16 protein-coding genes are annotated in these 17,208 nt (G+C 60.0%); 9 read left to right on the forward strand and 7 right to left on the reverse strand.

Going from position 1 to position 17,208, the window contains the following annotated elements; all coding sequences use genetic code 11:
• Positions 1–2: 2 nt before the first annotated feature.
• On the reverse strand, positions 3–218 hold the full coding sequence (locus CK500_RS14540; protein WP_095637941.1) for a heavy-metal-associated domain-containing protein: 216 nt from the start codon (positions 216–218) through the stop codon (positions 3–5).
• Positions 219–419: 201 nt separating this feature from the next.
• Between CK500_RS14540 and CK500_RS14545 the strand changes: the two genes are divergently transcribed.
• From CK500_RS14545 to CK500_RS14555, 3 genes are all read left to right on the forward strand, one after another.
• Positions 420–941 (forward strand): ArsR/SmtB family transcription factor, encoded by a 522-nt coding sequence (locus CK500_RS14545; protein ID WP_095637942.1) that lies wholly within the window; start codon positions 420–422, stop codon positions 939–941.
• Between the two features lie 158 nt (positions 942–1,099).
• Positions 1,100–1,405 carry a hypothetical protein gene (locus tag CK500_RS14550; protein ID WP_095637943.1) on the forward strand — a complete coding sequence of 102 codons (306 nt, stop codon included), beginning with the start codon at positions 1,100–1,102 and terminating at the stop codon, positions 1,403–1,405.
• Between the two features lie 3 nt (positions 1,406–1,408).
• On the forward strand, positions 1,409–1,930 hold the full coding sequence (locus CK500_RS14555) for a winged helix-turn-helix transcriptional regulator (RefSeq protein WP_095637944.1): 522 nt from the start codon (positions 1,409–1,411) through the stop codon (positions 1,928–1,930).
• Here CK500_RS14555 and CK500_RS14560 read toward each other — a convergent pair.
• The 4 genes from CK500_RS14560 to CK500_RS14580 form a co-directional block, all read right to left on the reverse strand.
• Complete coding sequence (locus tag CK500_RS14560) at positions 1,924–2,469, reverse strand: hypothetical protein (RefSeq protein ID WP_095637945.1); 546 nt, start codon at positions 2,467–2,469, stop codon at positions 1,924–1,926. The genes CK500_RS14555 and CK500_RS14560 overlap by 7 nt on opposite strands.
• Before the next feature lie 270 nt (positions 2,470–2,739).
• Entirely contained in the window at positions 2,740–3,603 is an 864-nt protein-coding gene (locus tag CK500_RS14570; protein WP_233139202.1) for an FAD:protein FMN transferase, read from the reverse strand.
• 12 nt (positions 3,604–3,615) lie between these two features.
• Positions 3,616–3,936, reverse strand: a complete 321-nt coding sequence (locus CK500_RS14575) for a hypothetical protein (protein WP_095637948.1) — start codon at positions 3,934–3,936, stop codon at positions 3,616–3,618.
• A 188-nt stretch (positions 3,937–4,124) separates the two neighbouring features.
• Positions 4,125–4,766: a helix-turn-helix domain-containing protein gene (locus tag CK500_RS14580; protein WP_095637949.1), complete on the reverse strand. Its 642-nt coding sequence runs from the start codon at positions 4,764–4,766 to the stop codon at positions 4,125–4,127.
• Between the two features lie 189 nt (positions 4,767–4,955).
• Between CK500_RS14580 and CK500_RS14585 the strand changes: the two genes are divergently transcribed.
• Together CK500_RS14585 and CK500_RS14590 are read left to right on the forward strand one after the other, a co-directional pair.
• Entirely contained in the window at positions 4,956–8,294 is a 3,339-nt protein-coding gene (locus tag CK500_RS14585) for an efflux RND transporter permease subunit (protein WP_198951579.1), read from the forward strand.
• A gap of 154 nt (positions 8,295–8,448) precedes the next feature.
• Positions 8,449–8,904 carry a ferritin-like domain-containing protein gene (locus CK500_RS14590; protein ID WP_095637950.1) on the forward strand — a complete coding sequence of 152 codons (456 nt, stop codon included), beginning with the start codon at positions 8,449–8,451 and terminating at the stop codon, positions 8,902–8,904.
• A 78-nt stretch (positions 8,905–8,982) separates the two neighbouring features.
• On the opposite strand, the gene CK500_RS14595 is transcribed toward CK500_RS14590, so the two are convergent.
• Together CK500_RS14595 and CK500_RS17755 are read right to left on the reverse strand one after the other, a co-directional pair.
• Positions 8,983–9,369 (reverse strand): DUF7475 family protein, encoded by a 387-nt coding sequence (locus CK500_RS14595; RefSeq protein ID WP_095637951.1) that lies wholly within the window; start codon positions 9,367–9,369, stop codon positions 8,983–8,985.
• 364 nt (positions 9,370–9,733) lie between these two features.
• Positions 9,734–9,856, reverse strand: coding sequence for a hypothetical protein (locus CK500_RS17755; protein ID WP_269843960.1), 123 nt, complete (start codon positions 9,854–9,856; stop codon positions 9,734–9,736).
• A gap of 189 nt (positions 9,857–10,045) precedes the next feature.
• Here CK500_RS17755 and CK500_RS14605 point away from each other — a divergent pair, with 189 nt between their 5' ends.
• From CK500_RS14605 to CK500_RS14620, 4 genes are all read left to right on the forward strand, one after another.
• A complete protein-coding gene (locus tag CK500_RS14605; protein WP_095637953.1) occupies positions 10,046–11,338 on the forward strand; it encodes a hypothetical protein in 1,293 nt (430 codons plus the stop codon).
• 129 nt (positions 11,339–11,467) lie between these two features.
• The gene (gene acnA / locus CK500_RS14610) at positions 11,468–14,251 is read left to right on the forward strand and encodes an aconitate hydratase AcnA (RefSeq protein ID WP_394338256.1); all 2,784 of its coding nucleotides are present in this window, start codon (positions 11,468–11,470) and stop codon (positions 14,249–14,251) included.
• A 73-nt stretch (positions 14,252–14,324) separates the two neighbouring features.
• A complete protein-coding gene (locus tag CK500_RS14615; RefSeq protein WP_095637955.1) occupies positions 14,325–14,879 on the forward strand; it encodes a DoxX family membrane protein in 555 nt (184 codons plus the stop codon).
• 256 nt (positions 14,880–15,135) lie between these two features.
• Complete coding sequence (locus CK500_RS14620) at positions 15,136–17,151, forward strand: copper-translocating P-type ATPase (RefSeq protein ID WP_095637956.1); 2,016 nt, start codon at positions 15,136–15,138, stop codon at positions 17,149–17,151.
• Positions 17,152–17,208: the final 57 nt, after the last annotated feature.

The following is a 17,208-nucleotide window of genomic DNA, read 5'->3' on the forward strand; positions in this document are numbered from 1 at the left end:
TGTTAGGCGGGCTGGGGCGTGTACCCCTGGTTTTCGATGGTCTCTGCGAAGACGTAGGGGTCCGCGACGTTGTCGTCGTACTCGATTTCGACGCGGCCGGTCGCGTAGTGGACTTCGACGTGCTGGACGCCGTCGACGTTCGACAGGGCGCGTTCGACGGTGCTCGCGCAGGTCGGGCAATCGAAGTCGAGGACGCGGAATTGGGTTGTGTCGCTCATTACAGTTTGAGGTAGTGCCCATACCCCAATAAGTATTTTTTAGATGATATGTTTGAATTCGGAGACGGGTCGTTGGAACAGTCAAACAGGTCGTCTAGGGCTTTTGCTATCCCGGATCCATTCTGTACTCGACTCCACGATAGATACCTGCCTGACTTCTGTCCCGCTACCTTTTCCCGCGTGCTCGCGCTCAGTTCTCGTATGAGTAATTCCGATGCCGACCACCGTCTCGACGACATTGCGGTGCGAGACACCCGGGTTTCGGACGCCATCGACGAGCCGATGCGGGCAATGATCCTCGATATTCTGGCCGAGGAGGCCCTGACTGCGACCGAGGTCCACGGGCGTCTTGAGGACCGCGGCGTCGACCGGACGGAGAACACGGTTCGCCACCACATCAACGAGCTCCGGGACGCGGGCCTTGTCGATGTCGTTCGCTTCGAGGAGGGGCGCGGTGGGACGACGAAGTACTACCACGCAAACACGATCGTCCTCTCGTACTCACTACCAGATTCGGCCGACGCCGCCGTCGAGGAGATGGTCGATGCCGTCCAGCCCCAGATTACGGACGTACTCGCCACGCTCACGGACGCGTACGACGACACGATTGAGGAAATCGTCGCGGACATGCAGCCCTGTGAACACTGTCGAACCCAGAAGTACGAGACGTACGTCCTCCTGACTGTCCTGCGGCGTGCGTTCGTCCGGTCGTACCGGGACTGAGCTTCGAACCCACCAGCTACCGCTCTTTGGCGGTATTTCCGACGGGAAACGGTCGATTGGAAATAGATTCGACGATTGGACGCCAACCGTTTTCCCCCACCGTCCTGACTCTGGTAATGGGACCACTACATCGTGTCCGACCGCCCGGTGGGAACTCTATGCAATCAGCACAACTCCTCGAACTCGCACAGCTTCTCGAACAGTACGTCAGCCTCGGCGTCTTCCTGGTTGCAGCCGCGCTCGGCGCGTTCAGTTATCGCGCGTGGCGCCGCGAGCGTGACCCGCGAATGCGAATCGTTGCAGTCGGGTACGGTATGTTCGGCCTCTACGGACTCATCGTGTTCCTCGAATACTTCTTGATCCCGTACCTCCCCTACGCAACCCTCGAACTGCTCGAACACGCCAGTGCGCTACTCATATTGGGCGGCCTGCTCACGTTCTTCGTCGCCCTTGCCAGAACCTGAGCAATGTCGGAGCCAGACCTGGAGTTAGCGTCCCGCCGGGCAATCTACCAGTCCGTCGCCGACAACCCAGGCATCCACTTCCGCCGGCTCCTTGACGAACTCGAGTACGCGCAGGGGACGCTCCAGTACCAGCTCCGGTGGCTCGTCGATGAAGGCCTCATAGAGGTGTCCGACGATGGCCAGTACACCCGCTATTACCCGGCCGCCGAGTTCGATGAGACCGACCGGACTGTAATGAACGCCCTCCGGCGGGAATACAGCCGTCGAATCCTCGCCCATCTCCTCGCGGACGGGCCGCTCACAACGAGCGAACTGAGCGACCGCCTGGACAAAGCCCAGTCGACCATCTCGTGGCATCTCTCGAACCTTACTGATGCCGGTCTCGTCACGAAAGAGCGGGATGGCCGGCGCGTCATATACGAGGTCACCGATGCGGACCGCGTCACGTATCTCTACACGATCCACCGTCAGTCGTTCACAGACCGCGTCGTTGACCGGCTGCTGGACCTCTGGGAGGGTTATTGAGGGGACGTCCCGACCGTGACTGTACCACGGAGCACGAGCAGACGCAACAGGAGCACGTACACGAGAAACATGACTGTCGGCCCGAGAAGCGGGGTGATGAGACCCGTCAAATCGGTGCCGATGGCAGCCGCATGAAGCGTCGCGAATACAAACCCGCCGTAGGCGAACGCATGGACGACCCGAGGCCCCCACGGCTGATCGAACCGCGTCGCATCCGTGAACCCGAGAACGGCGACGACGAGCAACAGTAGCGCTCCGACACCGACGGCGATCCCGCCGAGGAAGTACGACAGCGAATACGCCGGTGCCGGTGCTTGCCCGGTGACCACGAACCAACTATCGAGGATACCTAGGCCTGCGTGGAGTGCGGTCACGATCATTGCGAACACCGAGAGTTCGATGTGAACGCGTTGCGCACCCCTGTGGAGGATACCAAATGCCTCGGTATTGTAGAAGATGCCCGTGAGGACAGCGAGGTACAGCAACGGATACGCTACCAGGGCGGCACCCCGGTCGAGTAGCCACACGAGTTCGGACATCACGAGGCCCCCGTCGTTTCGACGACGTCCGGACAGCCATCCGAGTCCTGGAACCCGTTGTCCGTTTCCGGCCGCGTCGGACACTGATCCCCTGAATCGGGGACTCCGTCACCGTCATAATCGTCGGGTGCTTGGCGCGTCGGGACCGTCTGATCGACTAGGTCCGACTGTTTCTGTTCGGCCGCTTGAGTCGCCCGGACGTTTCCGATCTGCCAGAGTAGCGGGGCCGCAACGAGCAACATGAAGATTGCGGCGACCGTGATGCGTTGCTTACGCGTCCAAGACATGGGTGTCGAAGCCGTCGGTCATATGAAACACGCCCTCGTGAACGATGAGCGCCTTGAGTCCATCCCAATCTTCGGCAAGTGCTTTGGCCTCATCGAGCGGCAGAGCGGCGAGCGTCGTCGCGAGTGCGTCGGCTTCCACACAATCCCGTTCAGCGAGGACAGTTACCGATTCGTGTCGCGAACCGAGCCGTTCGGTCGCTGGGTCGTAGATGTGGTCGGTGCCGTCACGCTCGCGGCGATAGCTTCCGGAGGTGGCAACGGCCCAATTTGTCTCGAGGACCTTCAGCGGCTTCGCGTCGCCGTAGGGACTTTCGATGCTGACCGGACCGGTCGGGGGCGACATGTCGCCACCGCCGCTGACGAATCCGCGTCGGCCGAATCCGGCGAGTGTTTCCGTGGCTTGATCGACGATGTATCCCTTGGCGAGGCCGTTGAGATCGAGAGTGACGTCGGTATTGACGTGGTGCCCGCTGATACTGACTGTTCCAGTCTCGAACGGTTCGGAGATGGAGTCGTCGTCTCCGCGCAGATACGCCTTGAGGGAGTGTTCGACGCTTCCTTGGTGGATGTCGAAGATGCTCTCAGTTCGTTCGTAGTATTCGAGCCCACGATGTACGAGGCGAGCGACGTGTTTGTTTTCGACTGCTCCCCGGCTGTTGAGTCGACTGACACCGCTGTCGGCGTCGAACGCGTTCAATTGGTCTTCGAGCTCCTCGACCGTCTGTCTGGCGGCGGCCGCCGCAGCGGCGGCTCGGACCCCCTTCACTTCGACGTGAAACGACGTATCGCAACACGGAAAATCACGGCACGCGCCTCCTACCCGTTCGTACGCTGTTTCGAGAGCCATCATTCGCTGCCCTTAGTCCTCTTCCTCGTATTCTTCGTGGTCTTCGTGTTCCTCTTCGTTGTCTTCGGACTCTCCATCCTCATGTTCCTCGTACTCTTCCTCGCGGTCCTCGTCGTAGCCGGACTGGGTCTGTACAGCGGGCGTGAAATCCTGATTGGGCGTGGGAGCATCAGCTCCGACCTGCTGTGCCCCATTGGTGTCATCGCTGACTGAATCGGCCGGCTGTCCGAGGCCGATGCCAGGGAACGCGAGTCCCCCAGCGACGACCGTCGTTAGGAGTGCACCGGCGAGGGTGAACGCGACGAGTCGGTTGTTCGGAACGGGAATACGCATTGTTTGCAATCGAGCAGAGACATGCGGTGGTAAAGTGCATTCGCGTCCAGCTATCGAATCGTCGTACAGTCATCGAATAGTCTGGCTGATTGAGTTCGGTGTCCAGCCCTTCGACCCTGACAACCAGACGCTTCACGTACGACCGCCTGGCGACCGTCAGAATGGTTGTTCGACCGCAGTACTACGGGCTATACTTCCATGTGTTCCTTGACGAACCAGTGGATGATGTGGCCCTCGGCGCGATGGAGCACGTCGCTACACGTTGCGTTCGCAACGTCAAGGACATCGGCCACATCGCTCAGCGTCGAGTCTCGCGGCGCGCGATAGTAGCCCGCTTCGACTGCTGCTACCAGCACTTCCTGCTGGCGTTCAGTCAGCAGTCGGTCTGCCTGGCTCGCGTCGATTTCGCGGACGAATTCGATGTCGAAATCGATTCCCACGTCGTCAAGGTGCGTGCGGAGGCTTGACAGTCGGCTGTTCGACGTTGTGACCTCCCACGTCGCCACGCCGTCCTGGATGTCGAAGGGCATCTTGAGCGGGACACCCGCCCGCCAGACCGGCAGCAGTGGGAGCGGATTTTCGGTCTGTATCTGGAGGAGGGCTTCGTCGTCGTGTTTCCAGAGCAGTTCGAGGCTCTCGACGTCGTCGCGGGCCTGGATATCGGTGATGATGGGGAGCGGGGTCGCCGCCGTGAGTCGGACGAGGCCGATGCCCATGTTTTCGCCGGGGATGCTCGTCACGACCTGGAACAGCAGTTCGGGGTGGGACGCGGAGATGTCGCCGATCCAGGTGTGTTCTGGCATGTCGATAGTGAGCTTCGCGTGAGGCATTGCTTGTGTGTCTCTTCAAGGACGACTTATGCATACCGGATAATGCGAATATATTCGCACCTACCTCGAAAATTCGCGCTACCGACTAACCAGCCTAGGCTCGAAGTCTCACCCGATGCTGACAGTCACTGTACCTTGGACCGGCGGCCAGCCGAGGGATGAATTCGTCGCTCGACGGGTGATTCGCCGATGACGCCGGGCGTGAGCAAGTGGATCGCGGACAACACCCGCGTCGTGCTCGCGGTCATGCTCGTGGCGTCGGCGGTCGCGGCCGCGGGCGTCCCAATGGTCGACCGCTCGACCTCACTGGATCAGTTCCAGACTGACGCCGACGAGGCTGACGCACTTGATTACGCCGACGCGAACTTCTCTACAGGGGACACAGAGACGACAAGTGCCCAGATTATCGTCCAAGACGATGACGTCCTCGACAAGGAAACACTTGTCTCTATGCTCGAGTACGAGCAGACGCTTCGAAACAACGAGACAATCAACGAGACGCTCGCCGAGAACGATTCGATACGAAGCATTGGGAATCTCATCGCAACCACCGCTATCCGCCAGGAACGGACCGAGGACCTTCGAACCCGTCAGGTAGAACTCAACCAAACGAGACGAGCGCTAGACGAGGCTGTCATCTCACTCGGACGAAACCCCAACGCCAGTACCAACCAGACGTTCGAAGCAATCGACGCGAACACATCCGTCACCCTCACGGCCCAAGAGTACTCCATCTTCAAGGATAGCGTCCAACAGCGACGCTCGACGGACACCACCACGAACTCCAGCAACCAAACCACGACCGGGATGGACAATCGGACCGTCGGGCAACGGATTCTTGCTGAGGAATACACGGAGTTGTCCGAGGACCGGCAAGCGGTCAAGACGCTTGAGCCAACGCTGGATGCCCAACTCGACGAACTCCGCTCACTGAACGATTCACAGGTCAATACCCTCGCATCGGACGCATTTACCGAAAACACGAACGGATCGTCGCAAGCGCTTGCGTTTATGCCCGATTACTACGAGCCGGGATCCTCTGAGACGAACGCGACGCTGATGGTCGTCACACAAGAGACGCCTGGCGGGTCGTTTGCGCCGGGCGACGCGCCAGCAGAAATCGAGGATAGCCAGGCGGCTATGACAGACCTCGCATCGGAGAGTGAGTCGATGTCCGTGTTGATCTACGGGGACGGCATCGTCTCTACGGAGATCACGGACTCCATGGTCGATAGCATCCTGCTGGTCGGCCCGCTCGCTATCGTGTTTGTCCTCCTCGTGCTCGTGGTCGTTTACCGGGACCCGCTTGATATCTTGCTCGGACTGCTCGGCGTCGCGCTCGTTCTCGTGTGGACGTTCGGGACGATGGGCTGGTTCGACATCGCATTCAGCCAGCCGTTCATCGTCGTGCTCGTCCTCCTCATCGGTCTCTCTATCGACTACGGTCTCCACGTCGTGATGCGGTATCGGGAAGCCCGCGAGTCCAGCGACACACCACCACGTCGCGCCATGACCGTTGCACTCGGGACAGTCGGCGTAGCTCTCGTCTACGTCACAACGACGACTGCTATCGGATTCCTTTCGAATCTCACGAGCCCATTGGCTGTCTTCCGTGAACTTGGCATCGTCAGCGCGATCGGGATTGTCTCCACGCTCCTCGTGTTCGGAACGCTCATCCCGGCACTCAAGGTTGAACTCGATGGGGTCCTCGAGTCCCACGGCGTCAACAGAGTAAAACCGGCGGTCGGGACCAGCCGCGGGCCGATCAACCGCCTGCTTGACACCGGCGCGACCCTCGCCACAAAAGCCCCATACGTCGTCATCATCGTCGCGCTCCTCGTCAGTGGCGCGGGAGCCTACGGCGCGACAGACATCGATGCAAGTTTCGAACAATCCGATTTCCTCGCCGAAGACCCGTCTGATTGGGTGAAAGACCTTCCCGAACCGGTCGCACCGGGAACGTACACGGCAGAGACGACAATCAACACGCTCGATTCGGACTTCGTCAGACGGGATACGACAGCGACAATACTCGTCAAAGGCGACGTGACCGATCCAGCGACGCTGGACCGGATCGATGCAGCGCGGGAAAACGCTAGTGACCTGAGTACAACGGAAACGTACGCCAACGGCGAAGCCGCGATCTCCGACCCGGTCACGATGATGGACCGCGTCGCAGCGCGGAACGAATCGTTCAACGCGACGCTTGCGGCCGCCGACACGGACGGCGACGGCGTTCCAGACCAGAACGTAACGGCCGTCTACGACGAACTCTATCGCGTTGCGCCCGACGACGCCGGGAACGTGCTCAACCGGAAGGATGGCGACTACGAAGCAGCCCGGATGGTCGTGACCGTCAGTGGCAGTGTCGAAGACGACACAGTGCACGACCAGATGGATTGGGTTGCCGAAGACGTCGAAGGAGAGGGCGTCTCCGCGATAGCGACGGGTGACGTAATCGTCAATCAGATCACGGCCGACCAGCTCGCGCAGACAGCCATACTGAGTCTAATCGTCGCGCTCCTGTCGGTGCTCGCCGTTATTGCAATCGCTTACCGCATCACGGAGGGCAGTGCGTCGCTCGGAGTCATCACGATCGTCCCGGTGGCGTTCACGCTGACGTGGGTGCTCGGGACGATGGCGCTGCTTGACATCCCGTTCAACATCGTTACTGGCATGATAACCGGGCTAACGATTGGGCTCGGAGTGGACTACAGTTTACACGTCAGCGAGCGGTTCAACCAAGAACTCGAAGACGCGGAGACAGTCGCGGTGGCGCTGCACGAAACCATCACTGGCACTGGCGGCGCGCTGCTGTCGAGCGCAGCGACGACGGCCAGTGGGTTCGCCGTGTTGCTCGTCGCTATCCTCCCGTTCCTTCAGTCGTTCGGGCTTATCACGGCACTCACAATCGTCTTCGCGTTCCTCGCCAGCGTGTTCGTCCTCCCGAGCCTGCTGGTCGTCTGGGCGCGTCTTACGGGACACGGCGAAGATGCAGACACTGACGACTCCCAATACGAGGATGCACGTGACACATCTACCATCACGGAATCGACCGTGACGAGAACCATAGATCCGAGTTACGTGCTGCCCGACGAGTCCGTCTCAGTGACCGTCTTGCTCCAGGGATTGAACGGTCGCGTATCGCTGCAAGAGTCGGCTCCCAGCGAGTTCGACACGCTCGAAATTGAACCGGAACCCGTTGCCACAAACCGGCGTGATGGAACGGTGGCTGTGTATTGGGACATCGAAGAACCAACGAGGGATGCAACCGTTTCGTACACTGTCGACCTGCCTTCGGAAAGCGGCGATGGGCTCGAATTGGCGTTCGACGGCAGGGCCGAAAGCGCGGACGGCCAGTACGTGATTGGCGGCGATGAGACCGCTGTCGTCGTAAGTGATGTCTTTCAGCGCGTCTTGGAACGAGGTGAAGTCACTGATGCGGATATCGAGACTGCTGTCGGCCGTGAGGGTGTCACGGATGCGGAGTTCGACCGGCTTCGCCGAGCTTGGCTCGAAGAAGACTGAAGGCTGCTATTTTTACATTCTGTATCTCAACTGCTGAGGAGTTCGACGAGACTGACGGTATCTCGATCCGAGGCTGGGTTGCTCTTCTAGTGCGTTCCGGGAGAACGGGAATCAACGGCAGGTATATCGGTGTTTGGGTGGAAATATGACCTGTATGACCTCAGACCGTGTTATCGACCTCCTGCAGAAGGCGTATGGTGATGAGATGGAGACCGTGATGAACTACCAGACGAATGCGATTGTCCTAGATGGCGTCCGGGCCGAGGAGATCAAGCAGAGCCTCCAGCAAGACATTCAGGAGGAACTGACCCACGCCAAGCAACTCGGAAATCGACTCAAGCAGTTAGACGCCCGCCCGCCCAGTTCGGCGGAATTCACCGCTCGGCAGGACTCGCTGCGACCGCCCGAAGATTCGACCGACGTGCTCTCGGTTATCCGGGGCGTTCTCGACGCCGAAGGGGACGCTATCGACACGTACCGGTCGCTCATCGACGCTGCCGAGGACGCCGATGATCCTGTCACCGAAGATCTCGCAGTGACGGTTCTCGCCGACGAAGAGGCCCATCAAACTGAATTCCGGGGCTTCGAAAAGGAGTATCAGGACGACTGAGCCACCTCGTCAGGGGAGCGCAAAGCGCAATGATATCGCCCCACACGAGACGAGCGAAAATGTGACCAGTTCGAGTGATCAAGCGGCAGTCGCTTCACGACTCCGTTCGGGGGGTCTCCGTGCCTTCCAGTAGAGGTATGCGAGAACGACGATGAGTATCGCCTGGAGTGTTTTATCCACGTACCCGAGCGTCGTGTATTCGCCGGCTTTCGCCACGTACCAGAGCGGAAATTGCACCGCCGTATACGCGATCCCCACCAGATAGAGAAGGGGTCGACGGTAATCCAAAAGGAACAATACGGCGGCACCGAGGAACCCGACTCCCGCAAGTGAAACGGGAATCCGTCCTTCGATGAGTCCGGCGTACACGTGGATGAGTCCGGTCATCAGGACGAGTAGAATCGCGAACCAGTGGGTTGGGGTGAGTGAGTCCGTCCTGATGTAGTCGCTAACCGTCTTGCCCATAGTTAAGATAGATGCTACGAGCGGTTAAACTCCATTTCGAACACTTTCGCCATACCATCAAATTTCAGGGACATCGAGCCACCGACAACCATCCGTACGAGCTCGAGTGCGAACAGCGCCGTCGTCACGGTAATCGAAACTGCGCCGATCAAAACCAGTACGGGGGGCAGCACGAGGTAGATCTCCGAGAGGGTGCCGATCGCTATTGGGAAGTCCGGCCAGCGCCAGGAGCGAATTCCAACGAGCACGACGCTATCGAGCGGGTAACCACAGGAGCAGTGCCCCGAAAACGATGCTGAGCAGCGAACAGATTCCCGTGGGCGTGTGCGAGACGAAAAGTGGGGGCTCACGTTCGCCCCGCGATTCATGCTTCACGGCCTGGAGCGAGGTCACCCATGTAGATCAAAAAGAATCCGTAGAGCATGAACAAGACCATTACTCCGAGGCTGATTCCGATGTTCCCCTTCCCGATAGCTGAGTCGGACATGTGGCGTGTAAATCATCTTCCATTGATATGGGTGTTAGGCGAATTGAAGAAGGGAGTCGTTGGATGGAGTTCAGTCTCCAAATCGTATCAGTGTGGTCGACCACGCAACACCAACTTATCACGAATATATTCGATATACGCTATGTTGTTCGTGTGAATCCATTTGGGGTCTACGCCCGTATACACACTATGGCACGCCACCCGATCCGGTTTACCCCCTTCCACCTTGCAGGTGCACTGTTCCTGCTTGCTGGCCTCGTACTGGCTGTTTACCATGGTCTTGCACAGTTCGATCTCGTTTCAGGACTCGGCTGGGTTTCGTGGAGTCACATCCACTTCGTGACGATCGGCGGTTTCACGCAGCTCCTGTTCGGGATGCTCCCGCAGCTCATGGCTCGAAAACTCGGTCGACCACTGCCACCGAAGTACTACGACTGGTTGAATTTTATTGGATTGAACAGCGGGTTTCTCTTCCTGTGGTACGGACGCGGGTGGGGTCATACGTGGGCGTTTGATGGCGGACTCGTCGCGATCTGGCTGCTCGTTGCCGGATTGCTGGTCGTGATGTTGCGGATGGTCATGCAAAGCGCTCGCGCGTGGGATGCAACGGTCGGGTTGTACCTGGCGTCGGTTTTCGTGTTCCTGTGGGGGATCACGTACGCGTACGGACTGTTCGCCCACGTCTGGCAGGTTCCCGGGGGCTGGCTCGGCTTGCGCGAAGCTCACGTCCACGCCAACGCCTGGGGCTTTCTCGGGCTCGCGGCCATCGGCACGCTCTACGACCTCTTTCCTCGCCTGCTCGATACCGATCTCTACAGCGAGCAGTTACGGAACTACTCGGCGTGGTTCTTCGTCGCCGGCATCTTCCCGCTGATCACCGGCCCCTGGATCGGGATGGGGCGGACAGTCACGGCCACTGGGCTGGTTCTCTTCGCGACAGGCTTCGGACTGTACCTGTACAACCTGGTCCAGACGTACCGATCGGCGGACACTCGGTCGGGCATCACTCTGTCGGTGCTGGCGGCCCAGTTTTGGATGCTTGGGCCGGCGGGGTTCGCACCATTCGTCCTGTTCGGTGTCGAGTGGGTGGACCCAGCGTATATCGAGGCTGGCGCTCTCCACTTCTTCTTCATGGGGTGGGCACTCCCGATCGCGCTGGCCGGACTTTTGCTTTACTTCCGGAACCTCCCAGCCCTGCGTGGGGACCGACTCGGCCTCAGTGGTCGCGTCGATTCGACGGATCTTCTCCCGGACGGGATCGTCCCGTCGGTGATCCCAAGCTGGATGGTCTGGGTTTGGAACATCGCGATCTTGGTGGTGGGCGTCGGCTTTTTCTATCAGGATCAGCCGTGGTCAGCATACCTTTTCGGCTCCGGATACACCGCACTCGTCGTCTTGTGGCTCTATGAACTAACACAGGCATTCCGCTTGCGTTGGACTCTCCAGGCTGACTCCGAGGCGACCACCGACACGGACCTCTGAGAACCGACTGTCCCTCCTCGTTATTTCGGTGAGTTCTGGAATCCTCTTCGCAGAAAACTGAACCCTGATTCTCATCGAATCGGATTCGGGGGGAGATTGATGTCGTTGCCTATCACATATTTAACTACTGTGACTGATCCGCTCCCATTCGATGCCGTCCGTGAACTCGACGTCGACGGGACGACGTACAAGATGGCTGATCTTCGAGCACTCGAAGAACAGGGGCTCTGCGATCTCGATACGCTCCCCGTGAGTATCCGGATCCTCCTGGAATCGGTGCTCCGGAACGCCGACGGCGACACGATTACTGCATCGGACGTCAGGAATGCTGCTGGCTGGGAGCCAGACGTACCGGACGCGGAGGTACCGTTCTCGCCGTCTCGGGTAGTACTACAGGACCTTACCGGCGTGCCCGCAGTCGTTGACTTAGCAGCCCTTCGCTCCGAAGTCGAGCGCAAAGATCGCTATCCGAGCTTGGTCGAACCGGAAATTCCCATCGACCTCGTCATCGACCACAGCGTCCAGGTCGACTACTTCGACTCCGAGGACGCCTACGAGAAGAACGTCGAACTGGAGTACGAGCGCAACGCCGAGCGGTATCGCGCGATCAAGTGGGCACAGAACGCTTTCGAGAATTTCAACGTCGTCCCGCCGGGCACCGGCATCGTCCACCAGGTAAATCTCGAACACCTCGGTCGCGTCGTCCACGCCCGCGAACAGGACGCCGAGAACTGGCTCTTGCCGGACACGCTCGTCGGGACGGACAGCCACACCCCGATGATCGGCGGCATCGGTGTCGTCGGTTGGGGCGTCGGTGGCATCGAAGCTGAAGCGGCGATGCTCGGCCAGCCGATCACGATGAAACTCCCCGAGGTTGTCGGCGTCTGCCTCGAGGGTGAATTACCCGAGGGCGCGACGGCCACGGATCTTGTACTTCACATCACTGAACGGCTCCGCGAGGTTGGCGTCGTCGACCGGTTCGTCGAGTTCTTCGGCCCCGGCGTGGAGACCCTCACCGTACCCGACCGGGCAACGATCGCCAATATGGCGCCCGAACAGGGCTCGACGATCAGCATGTTCCCGGTCGACGAGCAGACGCTCGACTATCTCGAACTCACCGGACGCGACCCCGACCACATCGACCTCGTCCGCGAATACCTCGAAGCGCAAGGGCTGTTCGGGGAACAGGAACCAGAGTACACGGAGGTCGTCGAGTTCGATCTTTCGACTGTCGAACCGAGTCTGGCCGGTCACAAGCGGCCACAGGACCGGATCCCGATGGGGGACGTGAAACAGAGCTTCCGGGAACTTCTCTACGGTGAGTTCGAAGACAACCTCGACGACGTCGACGAGGATGCTCTACAGCGGTGGCTCGGTGAAGGTGGTGCAGCCGGTGTGGAGGCCGACGGCGGCGTCCAGGTCAAAACTGAATCCGAACTGCATCCGTTAACCAAACGCGTCGAAGTCAACCTTGACGGTGAAACGGTCGAAATTGAACATGGTGATGTCTTAGTCAGCGCCATCACGAGCTGTACGAACACGTCGAACCCGTCGGTGATGATCGCTGCTGGACTGCTCGCCCAGAACGCCGTCGAAAAAGGCTTGGATGTCCCGCCCTACGTCAAGACGAGCCTCGCACCCGGCAGCCGCGTCGTCACGCAATATCTCGAAAAATCGGGACTGCTTCCGTATCTCGAAGAGCTCGGGTACGCCGTCGTCGGCTACGGCTGTACCACTTGTATCGGCAACACCGGACCACTTCCCGACCCTATCGAACAGGCCATCGACGACCACGACCTCTGGACGACGAGTGTCCTCTCGGGGAACCGTAACTTCGAGGCGCGTATCCACCCGAAGATCCGCGCGAACTACCTCGCGAGCCCGCCGCTCGTGGTCGCTTACGGGCTCGCAGGACGGATGGACATCGACCTCGAACAAGAGCCGCTGGGCACTGACACTGAAGGTGACCCAGTCTATCTGGCTGACATCTGGCCCGATGCAGAGGACGTGCAGGCAGCAATCCATGAGAACGTCTCTCCGGAGATGTTCGAGGAGAAGTATGCCTCCGTGTTCGAGGGTGACGAGCGGTGGGCTGCTCTCGATGCGCCCAGCGGTGACGTCTACGAGTGGGACGACGACTCGACGTACATTCGTGAGCCGCCGTTCTTCCAGGACTTCCCGCTAGAGAAACCCGGCGTCGCCGATATCGAGGACGCACGCTGTCTGCTGACGCTCGGCGATACCGTTACCACCGACCACATCAGTCCTGCTGGCCCGTTCGGGGCTGATCTCCCTGCCGGCCAGTGGTTGCTCGATCACGGCGTCGAACCGTACGAATTCAACACGTACGGCGCACGTCGTGGCAATCACGAGGTGATGATGCGAGGGACGTTCGCCAACGTTCGTATCGAGAACGAGATGCTTGACGACGCTGAGGGCGGCTACACAATTCATCACCCGTCTGATGAGCAGACCACCGTCTTCGAGGGCAGCCAACGCTACCGGGAGGAGGGCACCCCACTCATCGTGATGGCTGGCGAGGAGTTCGGTACTGGATCCAGCCGGGACTGGGCGGCGAAAGGAACGGACCTGCTCGGTGTCCGTGCAACCATCGCCGAGAGTTACGAGCGTATCTACCGGGACAACCTCGTCGGTATGGGTGTGCTCCCCCTGCAGTTCGATGATAGCGACTCGTGGGAATCTCTCAGTCTGGATGGGTCGGAGGTCTTCACGATCCACGGCCTTGATGACGGCCTCGACGTGATGGATAAGCTGACCGTTATCGCCGAGCGTGCGGGCGGTTCGACTGTCGAGTTCCCGGTCACGGCACAGGTCGGTACGCCGGCCGCTGTGACGTATATTGAACACGGCGGGATACTACACTACGTCCTTAGACAACTCCTCACACAGTAGTCCTTCTCGCCTGAATCTATCTGTTTCTGCTGGCGTATTTTTAAGCTTGCGCGAGGAATGTGTACAGTGCAATATGACCTCACAAGAGATCCAGCTGAAAAGCACCGTTGGCGGATTTACAGCAACTGGCCAGCTCCACACGTTGAGTGTTTGGTTCATACTCGCCCTCCGCCTGATGATGGGGATTGCGTTCCTCCAGAGTGGCGTCGACAAGGTTCTATCGGGGAGTTTTAGCGCCGCGGGATATCTGCAGAACGCCCCCTCTGCGAATGGGAGTCCGGTAGCAGATCTGTTCGTCGCAATGGGAGAGACACCGTGGTTCGTCGACTTCGTGAATATCGCCGTCCCGTGGGGAGAACTCCTCATCGGTCTCGGCCTGCTCGTGGGGTTCATCACTCGGTTTGCCGCATTTTGGGGTGCATTCATGATGCTCCTGTTCTACCTCGGCAACTGGGACGTCAGCCACGGTTACATCAACGGCGACTTCGCGTACATGCTCGTGTTCCTCTCCGTCGCCGCCTTCGGTGCGGGACGTATCCTCGGGCTTGACGCCTACATTGAGAGTTACGATGTCGGCGGCGAGACACTCGCTGAACGCTACCCGTGGGCACGCTACGTTTTGGGATAGCCGAATTCTATGAATATGTTACGCACATAGTGGAAAGCTCGACTCGCGTTGCCACCGACGTCGAATCACACCTGAAACAACTCACCCAATAATGGACGATCATAATCAACCGGCGAACGGCGATCCACATCATCACAGCTCACAGAGGCCGGAGCCAAGTGAGCAATTGCCCCAGAAAGCAGAAGCTAACTCCTCTCATCACGCGGACGACAACGGAACGCATAGTCAACACGAGGGACCCGACGGACAGAGCGGAATGCACGAAGGTCACGAGCAACTGTTCCGTCGGCGCTTCTTCGTCTCGACGCTCCTCTCGATCCCCGTCCTCCTGTACAGCGAAACGTTACAGGAGTGGCTTGGATTCTCCGTCCCAGCGTTTCCGGGCAGCGAATGGATCAATCCCGTCTTTGCAGTGATCGTCTTCGGATACGGTGGCATTCCGTTCCTCCGGATGGCGATGCCGGAACTGAAAGACCGGTCGCCGGGGATGATGACGCTGATCTCGATGGCCATCTCGGTCGCGTTCATCTACAGCCTCGCGAGTGTGGTCTTTCCGACGCAATCGGCGTTCTTCTGGGAGCTCGTTACGCTGATCGACATCATGCTGCTCGGGCACTGGATCGAGATGCGGTCGGTCCGGCGGGCCTCCAGCGCGCTCGACGAACTGGCGAAACTGATGCCAGACACCGCCGAGCGAATCACCGAGTCCGGTGATACCGAGGAAGTCCCTGTCAGTGAACTCTCAGAGGGCGACCTCATGCTCGTCCGGCCAGGCGCGAGCGTGCCCGCCGACGGCGTCGTCGAAGAGGGCGATTCGGACGTCAACGAGTCGATGATCACCGGCGAGTCGAAACCGGTCTCGAAGGACCCCGGCGACGAGGTCATCGGCGGGACCATCAACGGCGACGGCAGCCTCCGCGTGCGCGTCGGTGCGACGGGCGAGGAGACGACGCTCGCGGGCATCATGCGCCTCGTCGAGGAAGCCCAACAGAGCAAATCCAAGACACAGGTGCTGGCCGACCGCGCGGCTGGCTGGCTGTTCTACGTCGCGCTCGGGGCGGCAGTCGTGACCGCAATCGCGTGGACGGTCGCGGTCTCGTTCGACGCGACCGTCATCGAGCGCGTCGTAACGGTGCTCGTCATCGCCTGCCCACACGCACTTGGGCTCGCCATCCCCCTCGTGGTCGCGATCAACACGTCGCTCGCTGCTCGGAACGGGATGCTCGTTCGCGACCGGATCGCGATGGAGGACGCACGGAATCTGGACGCGATCATCTTCGACAAGACGGGGACGCTCACCGAAGGCGAACACGGCGTCGTCGACATGGCGACCGTCGACGGCGTCGACGAGGACGACGCGCTCGCGCTGGCGGCGGCCGTCGAGAGCGATTCCGAGCACATGATCGCGCAAGCCATCCGCGAGGCAGCCGACGAGTATGATCTTCGCGCACCTGACGCGACCGACTTCGAGGCGATCAAAGGCCGAGGCGTCCGCGCGAATGTCGATGGAAACGAGGTCTACGTCGGCGGGCCGAACCTGTTGACCCAACTCGATAGCGAGAGGCCGGACCATCTCCAGCGCTTCGCGGACGAGGCCGGCGAGAACGCACAGACGGTGGTGTATCTCGTTCGTGAAGGAGAGCTGATCGCTGCGTTCGCGATGGCCGACGTGATCCGCGAGGAGAGTTACCGCGTCGTCGACGCCCTCCACGACCTGGGCATCGAGGTGGCGATGCTGACTGGAGACTCCCAAGACGTCGCCGACGCTGTCGCCGACGAGTTGGGTATTGACACGGTGTTTGCGGAGGTCCTCCCCGAAGACAAGGACGAGAAAGTGCAGGAACTCCAGGATCAGGGGAAGCTCGTGGGGATGGTCGGCGACGGCGTGAACGACGCGCCCGCACTGACGCGAGCCGACGTCGGCATCGCAATCGGCAGTGGTACTGACGTTGCCGTCCAGTCGGCGGACGTCATTCTCGTCCAGAACAACCCGATGGACGTCGTTCGGCTCGTGAAACTCAGCAAGGCCAGCTACCGAAAGATGCAGGAGAACATCGTCTGGGCCGCCGGCTACAACGTCTTCGCACTCCCACTTGCAGCTGGCGTCCTTGCGCCGATCGGGATTCTGCTGTCCCCCGCCGTTGGCGCCCTCCTGATGTCTCTGAGTACGGTGATTGTCGCAATCAACGCACAGCTGCTCCGCCGCGTGGATCTGTCCATCCCCAATCTTCCAGGTGGGACACCATCTACGGAGCCACAGCCCGCCGACTGAGGTCCTTTCTGGCTACTTCAAGAGGGATTCCGTCGGGTTGACCGTCGCTTCGGACAG

The sequence above is a fragment of the Halorubrum salipaludis genome (assembly GCF_002286985.1).
Lineage (GTDB): Archaea > Halobacteriota > Halobacteria > Halobacteriales > Haloferacaceae > Halorubrum > Halorubrum salipaludis.

Excerpts from the sequence above, each read along its gene's own strand:
- CK500_RS14540 (WP_095637941.1), bottom strand. The coding sequence starts at position 218 with ATGAGCGACACAACCCAATTCCGCGTCCTCGACTTCGATTGCCCGACC.
- CK500_RS14545 (WP_095637942.1), top strand. The coding sequence starts at position 420 with ATGAGTAATTCCGATGCCGACCACCGTCTCGACGACATTGCGGTGCGA.
- CK500_RS14550 (WP_095637943.1), top strand. The coding sequence starts at position 1,100 with ATGCAATCAGCACAACTCCTCGAACTCGCACAGCTTCTCGAACAGTAC.
- CK500_RS14555 (WP_095637944.1), top strand. The coding sequence starts at position 1,409 with ATGTCGGAGCCAGACCTGGAGTTAGCGTCCCGCCGGGCAATCTACCAG.
- CK500_RS14560 (WP_095637945.1), bottom strand. The coding sequence starts at position 2,469 with ATGTCCGAACTCGTGTGGCTACTCGACCGGGGTGCCGCCCTGGTAGCG.
- CK500_RS14570 (WP_233139202.1), bottom strand. The coding sequence starts at position 3,603 with ATGGCTCTCGAAACAGCGTACGAACGGGTAGGAGGCGCGTGCCGTGAT.
- CK500_RS14575 (WP_095637948.1), bottom strand. The coding sequence starts at position 3,936 with ATGCGTATTCCCGTTCCGAACAACCGACTCGTCGCGTTCACCCTCGCC.
- CK500_RS14580 (WP_095637949.1), bottom strand. The coding sequence starts at position 4,766 with ATGCCTCACGCGAAGCTCACTATCGACATGCCAGAACACACCTGGATC.
- CK500_RS14585 (WP_198951579.1), top strand. The coding sequence starts at position 4,956 with ATGACGCCGGGCGTGAGCAAGTGGATCGCGGACAACACCCGCGTCGTG.
- CK500_RS14590 (WP_095637950.1), top strand. The coding sequence starts at position 8,449 with ATGACCTCAGACCGTGTTATCGACCTCCTGCAGAAGGCGTATGGTGAT.
- CK500_RS14595 (WP_095637951.1), bottom strand. The coding sequence starts at position 9,369 with ATGGGCAAGACGGTTAGCGACTACATCAGGACGGACTCACTCACCCCA.
- CK500_RS17755 (WP_269843960.1), bottom strand. The coding sequence starts at position 9,856 with ATGTCCGACTCAGCTATCGGGAAGGGGAACATCGGAATCAGCCTCGGA.
- CK500_RS14605 (WP_095637953.1), top strand. The coding sequence starts at position 10,046 with ATGGCACGCCACCCGATCCGGTTTACCCCCTTCCACCTTGCAGGTGCA.
- CK500_RS14615 (WP_095637955.1), top strand. The coding sequence starts at position 14,325 with ATGACCTCACAAGAGATCCAGCTGAAAAGCACCGTTGGCGGATTTACA.
- CK500_RS14620 (WP_095637956.1), top strand. The coding sequence starts at position 15,136 with ATGCACGAAGGTCACGAGCAACTGTTCCGTCGGCGCTTCTTCGTCTCG.